Here is a 16,964-nt window from a genome sequence, read left to right as displayed (position 1 = left end):
GTCAAATTTGGCAGCTTTTTTTATTTTTATTCGTATCTTTGCAGGCTGATTTAAAATAAATAATGAGATTACACAGAAATTTAGTATTCACTACGATAGATTCGCTTATGGCGATTTTTAATGAAGGTGAATATGCCGATAAAGTTGTTGCTAGAGCTTTAAAAAAAGACAAGCGTTGGGGAAGTCATGATAGAAAATTCGTTGCCGAAACAATTTATGAAATTGTAAGATGGAAACGTTTATACGTAGAAATAGCAGAGGTTAAAGAACCTTTTGATAGAGATAATGTTTGGAGAATATTTGCCGTTTGGGCAGTATTAAGAGGATATACCCTACCCGATTGGAAATATTTTGAAGAAACTCCTGTAAGAAGAATTAAAGGAAAATTTGACGAATTAACTAAAACCAGAAAATTCAAAGAATCGATACCAGATTGGATGGATGAATTAGGTGTTAAGGAATTAGGAGAAGAAATTTGGACTAAAGAATTAGCAGCTCAAAACGAGCAAGCAAAAGTAATCTTAAGAGTGAATCGTTTAAAAACGACCAAAGAAAAATTAAGAGCAATCTTAATGGATTTGAATATTGAAACCGAGTTTCACAAAGATTATCCAGATGCTTTAATTTTAACAGAAAGAGCCAACGTATTTTTAACAGACGCTTTTAAAGACGGATTGTTTGAAGTGCAAGATGCTTCTTCTCAATTAGTTGCTTATTTCTTGGATGTAAAACCAGGAATGCGAGTTGTTGATACTTGTGCTGGTGCTGGTGGAAAAACCTTGCATTTGGCTTCTTTAATGGAAAACAAAGGACAATTAATTGCTATGGATTTATACGAAAGTAAATTAAAGCAATTAAAAATTAGAGCGAAACGTAACGGCGCTTTCAACATTGAACCAAGAGTAATTGAAAGCACTAAAACTATAAAAAAACTACACGAAAAAGCGGATAGAGTTTTAATTGATGCTCCTTGTAGTGGATTAGGTGTTTTAAAAAGAAACCCTGATAGCAAATGGAAATTACAACCCGAATTTATTGAGAACATCAAAAAAATTCAGGCGGAAGTATTAGAAAATTACTCAAAAATTGTAAAACCAGGAGGAAAGTTAGTCTATGCTACTTGTTCGGTGTTACCATCTGAAAATCAAGAACAAATTAAGCATTTCTTAAGCACCGAAATTGGAAAAGAATTTAACTTTGTAAAAGACCAAAAAGTATTAGCACATGAAAGTGGCTTCGACGGATTTTACATGGCATTATTAGAAAGAAAAAACAAATAGTTTATGAAAAAGAACTTTACCCTATTAGCATTTTTATTGTGTTCAGTTATAGGATGGGCACAAATTCCTACTGGATATTACAATACTGCAACAGGAACTGGATTAACTTTAAAAACTAATCTAAGAAAAATAATTGATAATGTAAATGATGCAATTCCATCAGAACATTTACATGTAGATCAAGGTTACGGAGCCCTTTGGACTCTTTACACTCATACTGCATTCAGAGATAATTACTATGAAAATGATGGTAGTTTATTAGATATGTATTCTGAAAATCCTGCTGGGGTAGATCCTTACATTTATGCAAATACTTCGCAACAATGTGGTTCATATAGTGGAGAAGGAGATTGTTATAATAGAGAACATTTAATTCCACAATCATATTTTGATGGATTTGCTGTAGATCCAATGAAAAATGATCCCTTTTTTGTAGTTCCATCAGATGGAAAAGTAAATGGTGATCGAAATAATTTACCATTTGGAAAAGTTGGTACTGCTACTTACACCTCACAAAATGGATCAAGAAGAGGAAATGGAATTAATACTGGATATGCATTAGGCTATTCGGGAGTTGTTTTTGAACCTATTGATGAATTTAAAGGTGATATTGCAAGAGCTTTTTTCTACTTTGCTACACGTTATGAAACAGATTTGACAAGTTTTTATGCTTCTGCAAATGCTACTACATGTCAAGCAAAAAATATGTTTGATGGTTCTACAGGAAGAGCATTTACAAATCCATTTTTAGATATTCTTGTTAAATGGCATACAGATGATCCAGTAAGTGCAAAAGAAATTGCTATTAATAATGATATTTATTACAATCACCAAAGTAACAGAAATCCTTACATTGACCATCCAGAGTATGTTGGTATAATTTGGAGTAGTTTCTTATCGAATCCATCGTTTGCATTTGAAAACAATATTTCAATTTATCCTAATCCAGCAGTTAATAACGAAGTTACGATATCATCTGAAACAGAATTAAAATCGATAGTTTTATACAACATCAACGGACAAATCATTCAAGAAATTAAAAACCCTACACGAGTTGATAATTCTTATAAACTAAATAATTTATCAAGTGGGTTTTACTTAGTTCAAATGACTTCTGAAAATGCAATTGCAACTAAGAAAGTTATTGTTAACTAAGAATACAAATCATATAAAATTCAAAAGTCTCATCATCTGATGGGACTTTTTTTATAAAATGAAAAGAGTACTAAAGTAAAAACCTCAACACTCTTTTCCCCTATTAACTAAAATATTTAATGACAATTGGCTTCGGGTTGTACAAATAAACTCATATTACTTGGCGATAAATATGGAATATCTAACCCTAAACCTCTTATTATAAATAACATTCCAATAATAACCGCTACTAACGGTATTGCTTTTTGAATGGTTCCTCTAAATGAAAACGAAATCAATCCAGAAGCATAAACAACTGCTACCATCATCGGAATTGTTCCTAATCCAAAAAGTAACATATATCCTATTCCTAAAGTTACATTTTGCATAGCAATTGCTCCAAACAGTGCTACATATACCATTCCACAAGGTAAAAAACCGTTTAATAATCCAATGATGAATAGCGATTTATAACTTTTGTTTTTAAACTGTTGTCCTAAACTCGATTTTACTTTTGTAATAACTCTATAAACAGGTTTTGAAAAATTATATTTAGCAAATACTTTCTCAGGAATTACCGCTACCAAAATCATCAAAATCCCAACGATTATTGATAACTGTTGTTGCATTCCTGCTAAATAGAAACTTCTTCCTAAAAATCCGAAAACCAAACCTAAAATTCCATAAGCGGTTAATTTCCCAATGTGATATGTGATAATTTGTATTATTTTTTTGGCTTCATTATTTCTATCAACAGGCAACATCATAGCAATTGGACCGCACATTCCAATGCAGTGAAAACTACTAATTAAACCAAATATGAAAGCCGAATATAACATCAATTACAAATTTCAAAGTCAAGAACAAGTTCAAAAATCAACAATGCAATTTAATCAATTCTAAACGAATTTTTATTCAAATATTTTACACCATCGTATTCCCAATCAATAGAAATGTCCCAAAGACCGCCAGCCAAATTACTTTTAGGTATGAGCAAATGTGGACTAGATAATGAAATCGAAATTTCAAAATCTAATTTCTGACTTGACGGTCTATAAAAGGACACTTTTCCATTTATTTTTGAATAATCGAAATCTGCCGGAAACTGAATTTTAATGCCTTCCGCAGTATTTTCGATAGTAACTTTACTTGATAATGCATTCGCATTTTCTTGTTTTTCAATATCGCCTTGAACTAATGCTTCTTTTTTGTAATAATCTTCTACTACTAGTTCATGATCATATTTGTCATTTGATTGTACTTTGTACACATAAGACAAAATAAATGTCATAAAAAGCGCAAAAGCAATAACGATTCCTGTTCCCCAATTAAATTTCATAATAGCAATTTTTATTTTTAATTAAAATTTCTAGGTCCCTGGAAATTAGTTGATGTTTCTTCAATCAATTTATCTCCATTATATAATTCTAATTTTAAGTGTACTTTTTCGTCTTTTAGTAAGTTTTCTGGAATATCAATATATAATGTTCCACTAACCAAACCTTGCTTAGGCACTTTAATAACTGGACTTCCAACTAATTTTACTTCACCTTTGTAATTCACTATCTTGACTGTAACCTTATCAAAAGTTTGTTCTGTTTTATTTACTACTTTATAAGTATAGAAATTTCTAATATTTTCACCATTTTGTTGAAACATTTGTCCAGACATTGGCAAAAAGTTGGCTTCTACATCATTTCGTAGAAACAACATTCCAATTAAAACTCCAATTAACAAAGTTAAAACTCCAATATAACCTTTCATACGAACGGTCAACTTGAATTTTTCTTTCTTTACAATTTCATCTTCACTTGCGTATCGGATTAATCCTTTTGGCAATCCTACTTTTTCCATAATGATATCACATTCATCAATACAAGCCGTGCAATTGATACACTCTAATTGCGTTCCGTTTCTGATATCGATTCCTGTTGGACAAACTACTACACATTGATTACAATCGATACAATCACCATAACCTGCTGCGGTTCTATCTTCACCGTTTCTCCATTTTTTTCTTCCACTTGCACCTTCACCTCTTACATGGTCATACGCAACGTTTATTGATTTATTATCTAGTAAAACACCTTGCATTCGTCCATAAGGACAAGCTATAATACATACTTGCTCTCTAAACCAAGCGAATACAAAATAGAAAACTCCTGTAAAAATTAATAAGGCAATAAGTGTACTTAAATTATTTGCTGGTCCTTCGGTAACCATTTTGATTAGCTCGTCGCTGCCAATTAAATACGCTAAGAAAACATTGGCAATGAAGAATGAAAAAACAAAAAAGATAATCCATTTCGTAACCCTTTTTCTTATTTTTTCAGCATCCCACTTTTGTTTTGCTAATCGTATTTGTGCACCTCTATCGCCATCAATCCAATACTCGATACGTCTGAAAACCATTTCCATAAAAATAGTTTGCGGACAAAACCAACCACAAAAAATACGTCCGAAAGCCACTGTAAATAAGGTTAATCCTACTACTCCAACAATCATTGAAATTACAAACAAATGAAAGTCTTGAGGCCAAAATGCAAATCCGAAAATACTAAATCGTCTTTCTAATACATTGAACATTAAAAATTGATTCCCATTGATTTTTATGAATGGTGAAGCAATTAAAAAAACCAAAAGAAAATAACTTAATAGTTTTCTTTTTTCATAAAATGGTCCAGAAGGTTTTTTAGGATGGATAAAATTTCTTTTACCTTCGGCATTAATGGTAGATATAGTATCTCTAAAACTTTCGTCTGGTAAATTTGACATAATACTTTTATTTTTAGTTTAAAAAAGGTTTTGAGAAATTCCCAAAACCTTTTTTTACTAGCTTATTATTTTTTTGCAGGTTCTGCAACTTTTGTTGAATCTACAACAGCTTCCGTTACTGGTTTAGCTTCTGCAGTTTCTTTCCAAACTTCTCCTTCTGCTGCTTTTGCCCCAGCTGGTTTAGTTCCTTGTAATGTTAAAATATAACTTGATACACTTTGTATATCTGTAGAAGATAAATTTCCTTTCCAAGCTACCATTGAAGGGTTATTTTTACTTCCTTCAGAGATTAGCTTGAAGATATTCTTAATTCCTCCTCCGTTAATCCAATGTTCATCTGTTAAATTTGGTCCTACTAAACCTCCACCATCTGCTTTATGGCAGGCTGCACAAGCGTTTGTAAAAATTTCTTTTCCTTTTGCTAAACTTGTGGCATCTGTTACTGCAACAACAGTTTCGTAATTCACTTCATCTGCAGCGCTTTTTGGTAATTTAGATTTCTCTAATTCTGCTAAAGCCACTTCATTTTTAAATTCTTGTTCTTGATCATATTCGTTCATCACGTGGAAACGAACCATATAAACCAATGCGAAAATAATTGTACCATAGAATAAATATACCCACCATGGTGGTAACACATTGTCTAATTCTTTGATACCATCGTAATCGTGGTCTAACATAATGTCCTCTTCTCTTTCCATTTCTTTAGAACGAGTCAATTTACTTACTATGTTTTGATACCATTTACTTTCTGTAAAAGAAACCGATTGAGCATCTGCTAATTGTTGTTTTTGTTCGTCAGTTAATAAATGATAGGTAACTTTATCAACAGCATCGATTACGATTTCGATAGCTATCAATAAAAACAGGAATACTCCTAAAAACAAAGCTACCATTGGAAACTTTATAAATGCTGGCCTGTCTCCTGAATCGATAAAATATTCCATAGCTGCAAATACAAAAGCAAACAGCAACGGAACTCTTACGTATGATGGAATTAATTTTTTCATTTGTTGAAATTTTTTGATGTTATGAGAACCTGAACAACCACGATACTACCCAAAAAAAATCTTCATGGTTGTATCAGTTTCTCTCTAATTATAATTATTCGTCGTTTAAAGGCATTTCGCTAATTTCCTTGATTTTTTCTTTGCTGTATGTAAATGCCCAAACTGTGAACAATACAAACGCTGTAAAAAAAATGGTCAATGAAATAATTGGATAAATTTCTACTCCCGTTATGGTTTCTAAATTATGTTTAATAAACTTTAGCATAATTATTATTTTTTAACTTGAGTATCTGTACCTAATCTTTGTAAATAAGCTATAAGTGCTACAATCTCTCTATCTTTTAATGGAGATGTTGTTTGAGCTCCAAATGATTTCTTAATATCAGGATTTGCTAATAAATTAGTTTCAATTTTTGTAGCTTGTTCATCCATGTGTTTAAGTGCATTGTTAATCTCTGCTTCTGTATAAGGAACGCCTAACGTAACCATAGCTCTCATTTTATCTTGAGTTGACGATTTGTCTAATTCATCTTTAATTAACCATTGGTATCTTGGCATAATTGATTTCTCATTTAAACCTTGTGGATCGTACATGTGGTTAAAATGCCATACATCATCTCTACCTCCGTTGAATGGTTTTCCTTTAACACCTTCACGAGCTAAATCTGGTCCAGTACGTTTAGAACCCCATAAGAATGGATGATCGTAAACGAATTCACCTGCTTTAGAATACTCACCATAACGCTCCACTTCTGAACGGAATGGACGAATCATTTGAGAGTGACATCCCACACAACCTTCACGGATGTATAAATCTCTACCTTCTAATTCAAGTGGTGTATAAGGTTTAACAGCAGATATTGTTGGAATATTTGATTTTACTAAAATCGTTGGCAAAATTTGGATTAAACCTCCAATTAAAATTGCAACTGTAGTCAATAACATGAATTGAACTGGTTTTCTTTCTAACCAAGAGTGTAATTTTTCACCTTTTAAACGGTTTGGAGAAATTACAGCTAAAGCTGGAGCTTCTACTAATTCGTTTTCAACTGGAGAACCTTGTCTAACCGTTCTAATAATGTTGTACACTAATACGATAACTCCTGTAAGATATAAAGTACCTCCAATAGCACGCATCCAATACATTGGCATTAATTCGGTAACTGTTTCAAGGAAGTTTCCGTATTGTAAAGCACCACCATCTGGTTTAAATTGTTTCCACATAGAAGCTTGCGTAAAACCAGCTACATACATTGGAAGCGAATATAAAATAATACCCAAAGTACCAATCCAGAAATGGAAGTTAGCTAATTTTTCAGAGAATAATTTTGTTTTCATCATTCTTGGGATTAACCAATAGATCATACCAAATGATAAGAAACCATTCCAAGCTAAAGCACCAACGTGTACGTGAGCAATAATCCAGTCTGTAAAGTGAGCAATAGCGTTAACATTTTTTAAAGATAACATTGGACCTTCAAAAGTTGCCATACCATAACCTGTAATAGCTACTACGAAGAATTTCAATACAGCATCAGTACGTACTTTATCCCAAACACCTCTTAATGTTAATAATCCATTAATCATACCTCCCCAAGATGGTGCAATCAACATTACAGAGAAAACAACTCCTAAGTTTTGAGCCCAATCTGGTAAAGCAGTGTATAATAAGTGGTGAGGTCCAGCCCAAATATAAATGAAGATTAACGACCAAAAGTGAATAATTGATAATCTATATGAGTACACAGGACGATTTGCTACTTTAGGAACAAAGTAATACATCATACCTAAGAAAGGCGTAGTTAAGAAAAATGCTACTGCATTGTGACCATACCACCATTGTACTAAAGCATCTTGAACACCTGCATATACCGAATATGATTTCATTGCTGAAACTGGCAATTCTAAACTATTAAAAATATGTAATACAGCAACCGTTACAAACGTAGCAATGTAAAACCAAATGGCTACATAAATATGACGTTCTCTTCTTTTAATAATGGTTCCAATCATGTTGATACCAAAAACTACCCAAATAAGAGCAATTGCAATATCAATTGGCCATTCTAATTCTGCATACTCTTTTGAAGTAGAATACCCTAATGGTAACGATATTGCTGCAGCAACAATAATTAATTGCCATCCCCAAAAGTGAATTTTACTTAAAAGGTCGCTAAACATTCTTGCCTTTAATAAACGTTGCATCGAGTAATAAATACCAGCAAACATTGCATTACCAACGAAGGCAAAAATGACCGCATTGGTGTGTAAAGGTCTTAAGCGTCCAAAACTTAAAAACGAAACGCCGCTCGTTAAGTTTGGAAACAAAAATAGGAAAGCCAAAATAAGCCCTACTAACATCCCCACTACTCCGAAAACGATACTAGCGTAGATGAAATTCCTTACAATTTTGTTGTCGTAATAAAATTGTTGCTTCTCCATAAATTAGATTGATTTTTGTTTTTCTGTTTGTATTAATTTGTTAGGATTTTCTTTTACAATTTCATCGTCAAATAACATTCTGACAGATGGTGTGTAGTCATCATCATATTGGCCACTTTTAACTGCTTTTATAAAAGCAATTAAAAAAGCTATAGCAACTACTATACTGATCGTGATTAATAAATAAATGACACTCATACCTTAAATTGTGTTAACAAAGTTACTTGTACTCCTTTTGAAAAAACATGACTTTTATCATGTATTAAAATTTTCTTAAATTTAATCAATTTATTCTTTCCTTGCATACAAATTTGTAAGAATTGTCACAAAGCTTACAATAGTTATTGTACTGAGCGGCATGATGATAGCGGCTACAATTGGGTCTAATTTACCTGTAATTGCATAACTCAAACCAACTACATTATAAAGTAACGACAAGCCAAAACTCATATAAATCGTTTTCATAGCGTTTTTAGAATAGCGCATATAAAAAGCAATCTTATCAAATTGCGATGCATCTAAAATTCCATCGCAAGCTGGAGAGAACACATTTACGTTTTCTGAAATAGATAATCCTAAATTACTTTGTGCTAAAGCTCCAGCATCGTTTAAGCCATCGCCTACCATCATTACGTTTTTACCTTCTTTTTGTAATTGTTCAATATATTGTAGCTTTTGCTCTGGTTTTTGATTGAAAACTAATGTTGTTTTTGCTGGCAACATTTTCTCTAATATACTACGTTCGCCATCATTATCACCCGATAAAACCACTAAATTGTATTGCTTCGATAAATCATCAAATAATTGCTCTAATCCTTTTCTGTATTGGTTATTGAACACGTAACTTCCTTTATAAACTCCATTGATTTCCACATGCACTTTGGTTTTCTTATGCGTGTTTTCGGTCATGGTTTTTAGAAATTGTGAGGAACCTAACTTTACGGTATTTCCATCGATTTCGGCGAAAATTCCTTTTCCGATGATTTCCTCGAAGCTTGAAGTTTCTAATTTTTCTTGATTCGGAATGAACTCGTACAATCTTCTACTTAAAGGATGATTCGAACCTCGTAAAACGTTCTTTAATAGTTTTAATTCAGAAGTATTTAATTCTGTTCCTTCGTAAGTAATGGCTGTTTTCTTATTGGTTGTAATTGTTCCGGTTTTGTCGAAAACGATGGTATCTACTTTGGCTAATTGTTCTACAACCAAAGCGTTCTTTAAATATAACTTTCGATTGCCCAATATTCGCAACACATTTCCTAACGTAAACGGAGCCGTTAATGCCAACGCACACGGACAAGCCACAATTAAAATAGCAGTGAAAACATTAAAAGCTGTGGTAACATCAATAAAAACCCAATAAATAAAGGAAACAACTGATAAAGCCAATAATGCTGGCGTAAAATAACGACTGATTCTATCCGTAATGTTTTTGTGTTGTTGTTCTACTCGTTTTTGGAAGACATCGTTGCTCCATAATTGCGTCAAGTAACTATTTGAAACTGAAAATAAAACTTCCATTTCAATAACTTTTCCCATTTGTTTTCCTCCTGCGAAGACTTTATCGCCTGATTTTTTCTCAATCGGAACAGCCTCACCCGTTACAAAACTGTAATCAATAGAAGCTTTTTCGGAAATTAAAATCCCATCAACTGGAATTAACTCTTGATTACGAATCAATAATCTATCCCCTTTTTCAATATCATACACTTGAACCGATTCTTCTTCTCCATTTGGTAATATTTTTGTGATGGCAATTGGAAAATACGATTTATAATCGCGCTCAAACGAAAGGAAATCGTATGTTTTCTTTTGGAATAACTTTCCTAATAACATAAAGAAAATCAATCCTGCCATACTATCGAAAAAACCTTGTCCGTAATCAAATATAATATCGACTGTACTTCTTACGAACATCACTACAATTCCTAAAGCAATTGGAATATCAATGTTCAACAAACCTGATTTCATGCTTTTCCAAGCGGAAACATAATAACCAGAAGCCGAATAAATAAAAGTAGGAAGCGATAATCCGAAAATCAACCAACGGAAAAATCCTCTGTATTGATCAATCCAATATTCTTCTACTTCAAAATATTCGGGAAACGATAGCAGCATGATATTTCCAAAACAGAAAAATGCTACTCCTATTTTATAGATTAAACTTCTATCAACTTGTTTTTTACCTTCGTCAAAGTTTTCTAAAGAAATATAAGGTTCGTAACCAATTGAACTCAATAAGTAAACGATATCTTTTAAAGAAGTTTGTTCTGGATTAAACGTAACTCGGACTTTCTTTTCGCCAAAGTTAACTTGAGAAGTACTTATTCCTGGTTGAAGTCTTTGTAAATTTTCCAGAATCCAAATACACGAACTACAGTGTATATGAGGAATGTAGAGTGAAACAATATGTGTTGTACGCTCTTGGAATTCCAATAATTTTGAAACAATTTCTTCATTGTCTAAAAAGTCATATTTGCCCTGAATATCTTGTGGTGTGGCGCCGGGTGCTGCCTGAAAATCGTAATAACACGTTAAATCATTTTGACTGAATATTTCGTACACGGTTTTACAACCATTGCAACAAAACTTCTTTTCGTCAAATAGAATTTCGTCTTTTTTTACTATTTCATTACCACAATGGAAACAATTTTCTGTGTCCATATATTTGCTCATTTTACCTTTGACAAATGTCTTATATAAAAGTAACTCAAAATATGATATTTGTCATACAATTTTGTAAATTTGTAAACACATTAAACAAAATCTTTCAATGAGTAAATGCGAACAATGTATTGTAAGGCAATTTAGTTCTTTAAAAGCTTTAAATAAAGAAGAATTGCTACGCATGGCCGAATGCAAAACTTCTTATACTATAAAAAAAGGCGAGCCTATTTTTGAAGAAGGCGAAGTAACCAATGGTATTTACTGTGTAAAAGAAGGGATTTGTAAATTATCTAAGTTAAGCGACAACGGAAAAGACCAAATTGTAAAATTGGTTAAACCAGGCGAATTATTAGGACAACGTTCTATGATTAGTGACGAACCTGCCAATTTGAGTGCGGTGGCGCTTGAAGATATGGAAGTTTGTTTTATTCCAAGAAGCGAAGTCATGCAGTTTTTTACACAGAACAATCAGTTTTCGATGAATGTGATGCGTACCATTTGCGACGATTTAAAAGGAGCCGATGATCACATGGTAAACATGGCACAAAAAACCGTTCGCCAACGTTTAGCTGAAACCTTAATATATTTAGAAGAAACCTTTGGTAAAAACGAAGATGGCTCATTACACATTCAACTATCCAGAGAAGAATTAGCTGGAATGATTGGAACCGCAACTGAAAGTTGTATTCGATTGTTATCTGAGTTAAATAAATCAGGTTATATTGAGTTAACGGGTAAGAAGATTACACTGTTAGATAAAAATAAATTAAAACGATTAACATAAGAGAATCCGCTGAAGAGCGGATTTTTTGTTGGGTGAAATTGTAAGATTTTTTTAGTATTTTTGAATAAGATAAGACTGAGGTTTATCAGATATTTATAAAAATAAATTGAATAGATTAAAATAATTGATAGTATAAAAAATTGTAACGTTATAAAAAACTCTCTCAAATTATATAATATCAGCTATTAAATACAATAATAATAAAATTTTATTCTAAATGAAGAATGAAAAAACGATAAAAGAATTTACAGCAATATTCGGGCTACTTATGATAATATCAATAATAGTATTCATGAGGAGATCTGAATGGTGCGATAAATTAACAAAGCAAGGTTCAATAACAGTTGCTCATTATTATAGAATTGACAAGGGAAAAACAAATTACTTTTGCTATATATATAAAGTAGGAGACAACTATTTCACATGTTCAACTTCAAATGGAGATGATTTTGTTGAAAATCTTAGTAAAGAACCTATACAATCCTTTCCTGTAGTTTACGATGCAATTGACAATAAGTTACACACTGTAATTTGGAATTATAAATTTAATAACCATTTTCAATTAGGCAAAAGAATTGAAAAATTACCAAATCAAATACAACTTATTAAAGATAATACTAATTTTTGGTCAGGAGTAAGTCCTAAAGCAGAAAAGAATAACAAAAAAGAAATTGAAGAGTATCATAAAATTAAAAATTATTATGGAAACTAATTCCCGATAGCATGAATTGCATTCCGCACCCACAAAAAAAAATCCGCTCTTCAGCGGATTTCTTTATTCTGTTGGTCCTTCCCAATTAGAAAAGCCACCTAGTAAATTAAAAGTATTTTCAAAACCTAATTGTTCCATGGCGTTAAAAGCGTTGGCACTCATGACAAATAAACAGCGAAAACTATCTTACTTCAACGTTATAAACTACCTGGTTTAGAAAGAGCCATAATCTTAAGCATAGAGATATATTTAATCTTTGTTTAGGCATCTAGGAAGTCTTATCAATCCCACTTAAAGTAGCTAAGAAGCTAGCGAGATGTATGTTAAATTCATGAGGTTGTTCAAGATTTGATACATGTCCAGCATTTTCAACAACTTGAAGTGTTGATCCTTTAATTTTTTCATGCATGAATTCAGATTGAGCAAGAGGTGTTACTTCGTCTTTTCTACCACAAATAATTAATGTTGGTATACTTATCTCATTTAAAATAGAGCAAGTTTGGGTACGTTCAGCAAGCGCAACTAATCCTTTCATAATAATATTTTCCGAATTAGAAAAGACAACGTTTCTAAGGTGCTCCACCAAATCCTTTTTATCTGTTAGTGAGTCTTCATGAAAAACACTTTTAATAAATCCTTCATTAAAATTGGTCGCCCCATGGCTTTTTATTTCATCAATAATTTCATATCGTTTTGCTTTTACTTCGGCCGTATCTGCAATGCACTGGGTATCACATAAAATCAAAGATTGAAAACGCTCAGGAAATCTTTTGAGAGCGTTTAGTGCGATAAATCCGCCCATCGATAATCCACAAATAATAGCTTTATCAATATTTAATTTGTCCATAAAAGTTATCAAATCTTCAGTAAATAAATCAATGCTTAAATCATTTTTTTCATCTGTAGATTTTCCAAAACCTCTAATATCACAAGCAATTAATCGATAAGAAGAGGCTAAGAAATCGAGTTGTCCTTGCCACATTTTTTTATCAAATGGATAACCATGTAAAAAGATTATCGGAATTTTTCCTTCTCCAACATCATCGTAAGATAAATGAAAATTATTAACTGGAATAGTTAAGTCGAATCCTTTAATTTCTGTTTTCATAGCATTTTTTTTAAATATTTTTTTGTGCGTAGTTAGACTTTTTGCAACATTCTGATTTAAATTGAACAACCAGTTTGCAAAATTGTCGTACATGAAATTTATTTTCGATTAAAATCTTTAAAAAACATTTAATCAATTTCCTATACACTTGTAAAATTACTAATCTAACAATTGTAATGCATTACATAATTTATGACAAAAACTACATAATTCACACTTATACAGAACGATACATAAAAAACCGATAGCGCGGAATTGCATTCCATCCCCACAAAAAAAAATCCGCTCTTCAGCGGATTTCTTTATTCTGTCGGTCCTTCCCAATTAGAAAAACCACCTAGTAAGTTAAAAGTGTTTTCAAAACCTAATTGTTCCATGGCGTTACAAGCATTGGCACTACGTACACCAGCCGCACAATACACATAATAGTTTTTCGATTTATCTAACTCCTCTACTCTATAGATAAAACCTTGTCCTTTATAAATATCAATATTAATCGCTCCTGGAATAAAACCATCGTTAAATTCATCTTCGGTACGAACATCTACTATTACGCCATTTGCATCTTGCAAAAACTGGCTCCACCACGTATTTTGATCTAAGTTTGTCATCTTTATTTTTTTTCAAAAGTACTATCAAAAAATGCATTTTTAAAATTTTAACAAAAATTTATTAAACATTTGTACATACAAATAAAATATTTACTACATTTGTACATACAAATTTTACAACATCAAATGAGAATAGAAGAAATCATAAAACCGAATACTCCAATGGCAATGGAAAAGAAAACATTACTTAACGTGATGTATACTCAAAATGTCATTTCGGAAAAGTTTAATGAGATATTAAAGCCATTTGACCTTTCCCCAGAACAATTTAATGTGTTGCGCATTTTACGTGGTCAGAAAGGAAAGCCTGCTAATATGTGTATGATACAAGAACGCATGATTGCGAAAACCAGTAATACCACACGTTTAGTAGACAAATTGTTATTAAAAGAATTAGTGCTTAGAGAAATTTGCCCAATCAATCGCCGTAAAATGGAAATTACCATTACCGAGAAAGGTTTGCAACTTTTACTACAATTGGATCCTTTAGTAGAAGCTCACGAGCAATCTTTTTCTAAAAATTTGAGTGTTGCAGAATTAGAATTGTTAAACGAATTGCTAGAAAAATTTAGAAATTAAAAACCCAAAATTTACTATGAGTCATTTTATAGAAAATCAAAAATGGCGTTATGCCACCAAAAAATTTGACGCTGCTAAAAAAGTATCAGCAGCTGATTTAGAAACTTTAAAAGAAGCTATCCAATTAAGTACTTCTTCTTACGGTTTACAGTTATACAAAGTATTTATTATTGAAAATCCTGAAGTTAGAGCCAAGTTACAACCGGTTTCTTGGGGACAATCGCAAATTGTAGATGCTTCTCACCTATTAGTATTTGCTAACATTGTAGACGTTCAAGAAAGTCACATTGATGAGTATGTTCAAAACATCGCAACTACAAGAGGATTGTCAGTTGACGATTTAAAAGGATATTCTGACTTTATGAAATCTAAAATTGTTCCATTACCAGTAGATCAAAAGGCTGTTTGGACATCAAAACAAACGTATTTAGCTTTAGCTAACTTAATGAATGCTGCTGCTGAATTAAAAATCGATGTTACGCCAATGGAAGGCTTTGAACCAGAAAAATACAATGAAATTTTAGGTTTCAATGCATTAGGATTAAACGCTTCATTAGTAGCAGCTGTTGGATATCGTCATGAAGAAGATGCTACACAACACTATGCAAAAGTGAGAAAACCAAAACAAGAATTATTTACTACTATTTAATTATAACCATTAACATTAAAACAATTTTAAACATGAAAAATTTCAAATCAATCGCTTTAGCTCTTGTAGCATTAGTAACTTTTACAGCTACAGCTCAAAAATCAAGTAAAGTAGATGTTTCAAAAAGTACTATCAACTGGGTTGGTAAAAAAGTAACAGGTGCTCATGAAGGAACAATTTCTTTAAAAGAAGGTGCTTTAATTTTCAAAGGAAAAAAATTAGTAGGTGGAAACTTTACAGTTGACATGACTACAATTAATACAACTGATTTATCAGGAAAAGGAAAAACAAACTTAGATGGTCACTTAAAATCAGATGATTTCTTTGGTGTTGAAAAATTCCCAACTGCTACTTTAGTTATCAAATCTATTGGTGATAAAGGAAACGGAGTATATTCAGCTACAGCTGATTTAACTATCAAAGGAAAAACAGAATCTATTAAATTTGACTTAACTGTTGCTGGAAATTCAGCTACAACTACTTTAAAAGTAGACAGAACTAAATACGATATCAAATATGGTTCAGGAAGTTTCTTCTCTGACTTAGGAGACAAAACTATCTATGACGATTTCGATTTAACTGTTAAGTTAGCGTTCTAATTACATGGGAAACATTTGCTATGAAAACCCAAAAGCCTTGAATTACTTCAAGGCTTTTTTGTGCTTATTATTTACGGCAATGTCACTTCGCCTAAAAACAAAGTCCAAACTTCTTTTTTAGCTGAACCAAAAATCTTAATTATTGGCTTAAAACTTACTTTTTGAAAAAGTTGCAATTTCGTTGTTTTTTCGTTTTGCGAAATTGTTAATTGGTATTGTGTGGTCCAAAAATCATTAGCTACAATAGAATTCTCAAAATTGGAAACAGAAAACAAATAGTTCTTATTTTCAATTTTAGTTAACAACTCCTTAATTGAAATTGTTGGTTTTTCTTCTGCGGTATAATCAACAACAGTGCTGTTTTCGTTCTCAAACAAATTGCAAATACTCGATTTGATTTCGCTTTTTAAACTCTCTGAGGTGCTTTCGGCAGAAAATAGTGTTAAATAATGGTAATAATCTTCCACTTTTAATGTTGCGCTTTCTTGATAAGCTTTTACCGAAGCCATCGTAAAATTTGCTTTTATTGCCGTTGAAGCAGACGGATTCGCATTTTGACCAAAAACGGAAAATGTGCCAACTAAAAACAGAAAAATACAACTTCGTAAAAACAT

Annotated in this window: 18 protein-coding genes; 7 read left to right on the top strand and 11 right to left on the bottom strand. The window is 32.0% G+C overall.

What is annotated here, in order from left to right; genetic code table 11:
- Positions 1-62: 62 nt before the first annotated feature.
- Together B2741_RS03335 and B2741_RS03330 are read left to right on the top strand one after the other, a co-directional pair.
- Positions 63-1,280 (top strand): RsmB/NOP family class I SAM-dependent RNA methyltransferase, encoded by a 1,218-nt coding sequence (locus tag B2741_RS03335; protein ID WP_291135436.1) that lies wholly within the window; start codon positions 63-65, stop codon positions 1,278-1,280.
- A gap of 3 nt (positions 1,281-1,283) precedes the next feature.
- On the top strand, positions 1,284-2,435 hold the full coding sequence (locus B2741_RS03330; protein ID WP_291135434.1) for an endonuclease: 1,152 nt from the start codon (positions 1,284-1,286) through the stop codon (positions 2,433-2,435).
- Positions 2,436-2,551: 116 nt separating this feature from the next.
- Here B2741_RS03330 and B2741_RS03325 read toward each other — a convergent pair whose 3' ends face one another.
- From B2741_RS03325 to B2741_RS03290, 8 genes are all read right to left on the bottom strand, one after another.
- Positions 2,552-3,253, bottom strand: coding sequence for a sulfite exporter TauE/SafE family protein (locus B2741_RS03325; protein WP_291135432.1), 702 nt, complete (start codon positions 3,251-3,253; stop codon positions 2,552-2,554).
- Between the two features lie 50 nt (positions 3,254-3,303).
- Positions 3,304-3,753, bottom strand: a complete 450-nt coding sequence (locus B2741_RS03320; protein WP_291135430.1) for a FixH family protein — start codon at positions 3,751-3,753, stop codon at positions 3,304-3,306.
- A gap of 17 nt (positions 3,754-3,770) precedes the next feature.
- Positions 3,771-5,189 (bottom strand): cytochrome c oxidase accessory protein CcoG, encoded by a 1,419-nt coding sequence (gene ccoG / locus B2741_RS03315; RefSeq protein ID WP_291135428.1) that lies wholly within the window; start codon positions 5,187-5,189, stop codon positions 3,771-3,773.
- 65 nt (positions 5,190-5,254) lie between these two features.
- Complete coding sequence (locus B2741_RS03310; protein WP_291135426.1) at positions 5,255-6,199, bottom strand: cbb3-type cytochrome c oxidase N-terminal domain-containing protein; 945 nt, start codon at positions 6,197-6,199, stop codon at positions 5,255-5,257.
- A 94-nt stretch (positions 6,200-6,293) separates the two neighbouring features.
- Entirely contained in the window at positions 6,294-6,464 is a 171-nt protein-coding gene (locus B2741_RS03305) for a CcoQ/FixQ family Cbb3-type cytochrome c oxidase assembly chaperone (protein ID WP_133607121.1), read from the bottom strand.
- Positions 6,465-6,469: 5 nt separating this feature from the next.
- Positions 6,470-8,641 carry a cytochrome-c oxidase, cbb3-type subunit I gene (gene ccoN, locus B2741_RS03300; RefSeq protein ID WP_291135424.1) on the bottom strand — a complete coding sequence of 724 codons (2,172 nt, stop codon included), beginning with the start codon at positions 8,639-8,641 and terminating at the stop codon, positions 6,470-6,472.
- Between the two features lie 3 nt (positions 8,642-8,644).
- A complete protein-coding gene (gene ccoS, locus B2741_RS03295) occupies positions 8,645-8,839 on the bottom strand; it encodes a cbb3-type cytochrome oxidase assembly protein CcoS (RefSeq protein ID WP_291135422.1) in 195 nt (64 codons plus the stop codon).
- Between the two features lie 90 nt (positions 8,840-8,929).
- Positions 8,930-11,305: a heavy metal translocating P-type ATPase gene (locus B2741_RS03290; protein ID WP_291135420.1), complete on the bottom strand. Its 2,376-nt coding sequence runs from the start codon at positions 11,303-11,305 to the stop codon at positions 8,930-8,932.
- A 109-nt stretch (positions 11,306-11,414) separates the two neighbouring features.
- Here B2741_RS03290 and B2741_RS03285 point away from each other — a divergent pair, with 109 nt between their 5' ends.
- Positions 11,415-12,092, top strand: coding sequence for a Crp/Fnr family transcriptional regulator (locus B2741_RS03285; protein WP_290820215.1), 678 nt, complete (start codon positions 11,415-11,417; stop codon positions 12,090-12,092).
- 292 nt (positions 12,093-12,384) lie between these two features.
- A complete protein-coding gene (locus tag B2741_RS03280) occupies positions 12,385-12,804 on the top strand; it encodes a hypothetical protein (RefSeq protein ID WP_291135417.1) in 420 nt (139 codons plus the stop codon).
- 268 nt (positions 12,805-13,072) lie between these two features.
- Here B2741_RS03280 and B2741_RS03275 read toward each other — a convergent pair whose 3' ends face one another.
- Positions 13,073-13,912 carry an alpha/beta fold hydrolase gene (locus B2741_RS03275; protein WP_291135415.1) on the bottom strand — a complete coding sequence of 280 codons (840 nt, stop codon included), beginning with the start codon at positions 13,910-13,912 and terminating at the stop codon, positions 13,073-13,075.
- Between the two features lie 302 nt (positions 13,913-14,214).
- A complete protein-coding gene (locus tag B2741_RS03270; protein WP_153199205.1) occupies positions 14,215-14,523 on the bottom strand; it encodes a rhodanese-like domain-containing protein in 309 nt (102 codons plus the stop codon).
- 126 nt (positions 14,524-14,649) lie between these two features.
- Between B2741_RS03270 and B2741_RS03265 the strand changes: the two genes are divergently transcribed.
- The 3 genes from B2741_RS03265 to B2741_RS03255 are packed head-to-tail and all read left to right on the top strand — an operon-like array spanning position 14,650 to position 16,350.
- Positions 14,650-15,102, top strand: coding sequence for a MarR family winged helix-turn-helix transcriptional regulator (locus B2741_RS03265; protein ID WP_291135413.1), 453 nt, complete (start codon positions 14,650-14,652; stop codon positions 15,100-15,102).
- 16 nt (positions 15,103-15,118) lie between these two features.
- Positions 15,119-15,751 carry an NAD(P)H-dependent oxidoreductase gene (locus B2741_RS03260; RefSeq protein ID WP_291135411.1) on the top strand — a complete coding sequence of 211 codons (633 nt, stop codon included), beginning with the start codon at positions 15,119-15,121 and terminating at the stop codon, positions 15,749-15,751.
- Between the two features lie 32 nt (positions 15,752-15,783).
- Positions 15,784-16,350: a YceI family protein gene (locus tag B2741_RS03255; RefSeq protein WP_291135409.1), complete on the top strand. Its 567-nt coding sequence runs from the start codon at positions 15,784-15,786 to the stop codon at positions 16,348-16,350.
- 71 nt (positions 16,351-16,421) lie between these two features.
- On the opposite strand, the gene B2741_RS03250 is transcribed toward B2741_RS03255, so the two are convergent.
- On the bottom strand, positions 16,422-16,964 hold the full coding sequence (locus B2741_RS03250) for a hypothetical protein (protein WP_291135407.1): 543 nt from the start codon (positions 16,962-16,964) through the stop codon (positions 16,422-16,424).

The sequence above is a fragment of the Flavobacterium sp. UBA7663 genome, assembly GCF_002483315.1.
Classification (GTDB): Bacteria; Bacteroidota; Bacteroidia; order Flavobacteriales; family Flavobacteriaceae; genus Flavobacterium.
This window is presented reverse-complemented; position numbering and strand designations above follow the sequence as displayed.

Bases quoted from the DNA above. Each gene is read 5' to 3' on its own strand.
- B2741_RS03310 (WP_291135426.1), bottom strand. From the start codon at position 6,199: ATGAAAAAATTAATTCCATCATACGTAAGAGTTCCGTTGCTGTTTGCT.
- B2741_RS03275 (WP_291135415.1), bottom strand. From the start codon at position 13,912: ATGAAAACAGAAATTAAAGGATTCGACTTAACTATTCCAGTTAATAAT.
- B2741_RS03250 (WP_291135407.1), bottom strand. From the start codon at position 16,964: ATGTTTTTACGAAGTTGTATTTTTCTGTTTTTAGTTGGCACATTTTCC.
- B2741_RS03270 (WP_153199205.1), bottom strand. From the start codon at position 14,523: ATGACAAACTTAGATCAAAATACGTGGTGGAGCCAGTTTTTGCAAGAT.
- B2741_RS03280 (WP_291135417.1), top strand. From the start codon at position 12,385: ATGAGGAGATCTGAATGGTGCGATAAATTAACAAAGCAAGGTTCAATA.
- B2741_RS03330 (WP_291135434.1), top strand. From the start codon at position 1,284: ATGAAAAAGAACTTTACCCTATTAGCATTTTTATTGTGTTCAGTTATA.
- B2741_RS03285 (WP_290820215.1), top strand. From the start codon at position 11,415: ATGAGTAAATGCGAACAATGTATTGTAAGGCAATTTAGTTCTTTAAAA.
- B2741_RS03255 (WP_291135409.1), top strand. From the start codon at position 15,784: ATGAAAAATTTCAAATCAATCGCTTTAGCTCTTGTAGCATTAGTAACT.
- B2741_RS03265 (WP_291135413.1), top strand. From the start codon at position 14,650: ATGAGAATAGAAGAAATCATAAAACCGAATACTCCAATGGCAATGGAA.
- B2741_RS03320 (WP_291135430.1), bottom strand. From the start codon at position 3,753: ATGAAATTTAATTGGGGAACAGGAATCGTTATTGCTTTTGCGCTTTTT.
- B2741_RS03305 (WP_133607121.1), bottom strand. From the start codon at position 6,464: ATGCTAAAGTTTATTAAACATAATTTAGAAACCATAACGGGAGTAGAA.
- B2741_RS03325 (WP_291135432.1), bottom strand. From the start codon at position 3,253: ATGTTATATTCGGCTTTCATATTTGGTTTAATTAGTAGTTTTCACTGC.
- B2741_RS03260 (WP_291135411.1), top strand. From the start codon at position 15,119: ATGAGTCATTTTATAGAAAATCAAAAATGGCGTTATGCCACCAAAAAA.
- ccoG (WP_291135428.1), bottom strand. From the start codon at position 5,189: ATGTCAAATTTACCAGACGAAAGTTTTAGAGATACTATATCTACCATT.
- ccoS (WP_291135422.1), bottom strand. From the start codon at position 8,839: ATGAGTGTCATTTATTTATTAATCACGATCAGTATAGTAGTTGCTATA.
- B2741_RS03290 (WP_291135420.1), bottom strand. From the start codon at position 11,305: ATGGACACAGAAAATTGTTTCCATTGTGGTAATGAAATAGTAAAAAAA.
- B2741_RS03335 (WP_291135436.1), top strand. From the start codon at position 63: ATGAGATTACACAGAAATTTAGTATTCACTACGATAGATTCGCTTATG.
- ccoN (WP_291135424.1), bottom strand. From the start codon at position 8,641: ATGGAGAAGCAACAATTTTATTACGACAACAAAATTGTAAGGAATTTC.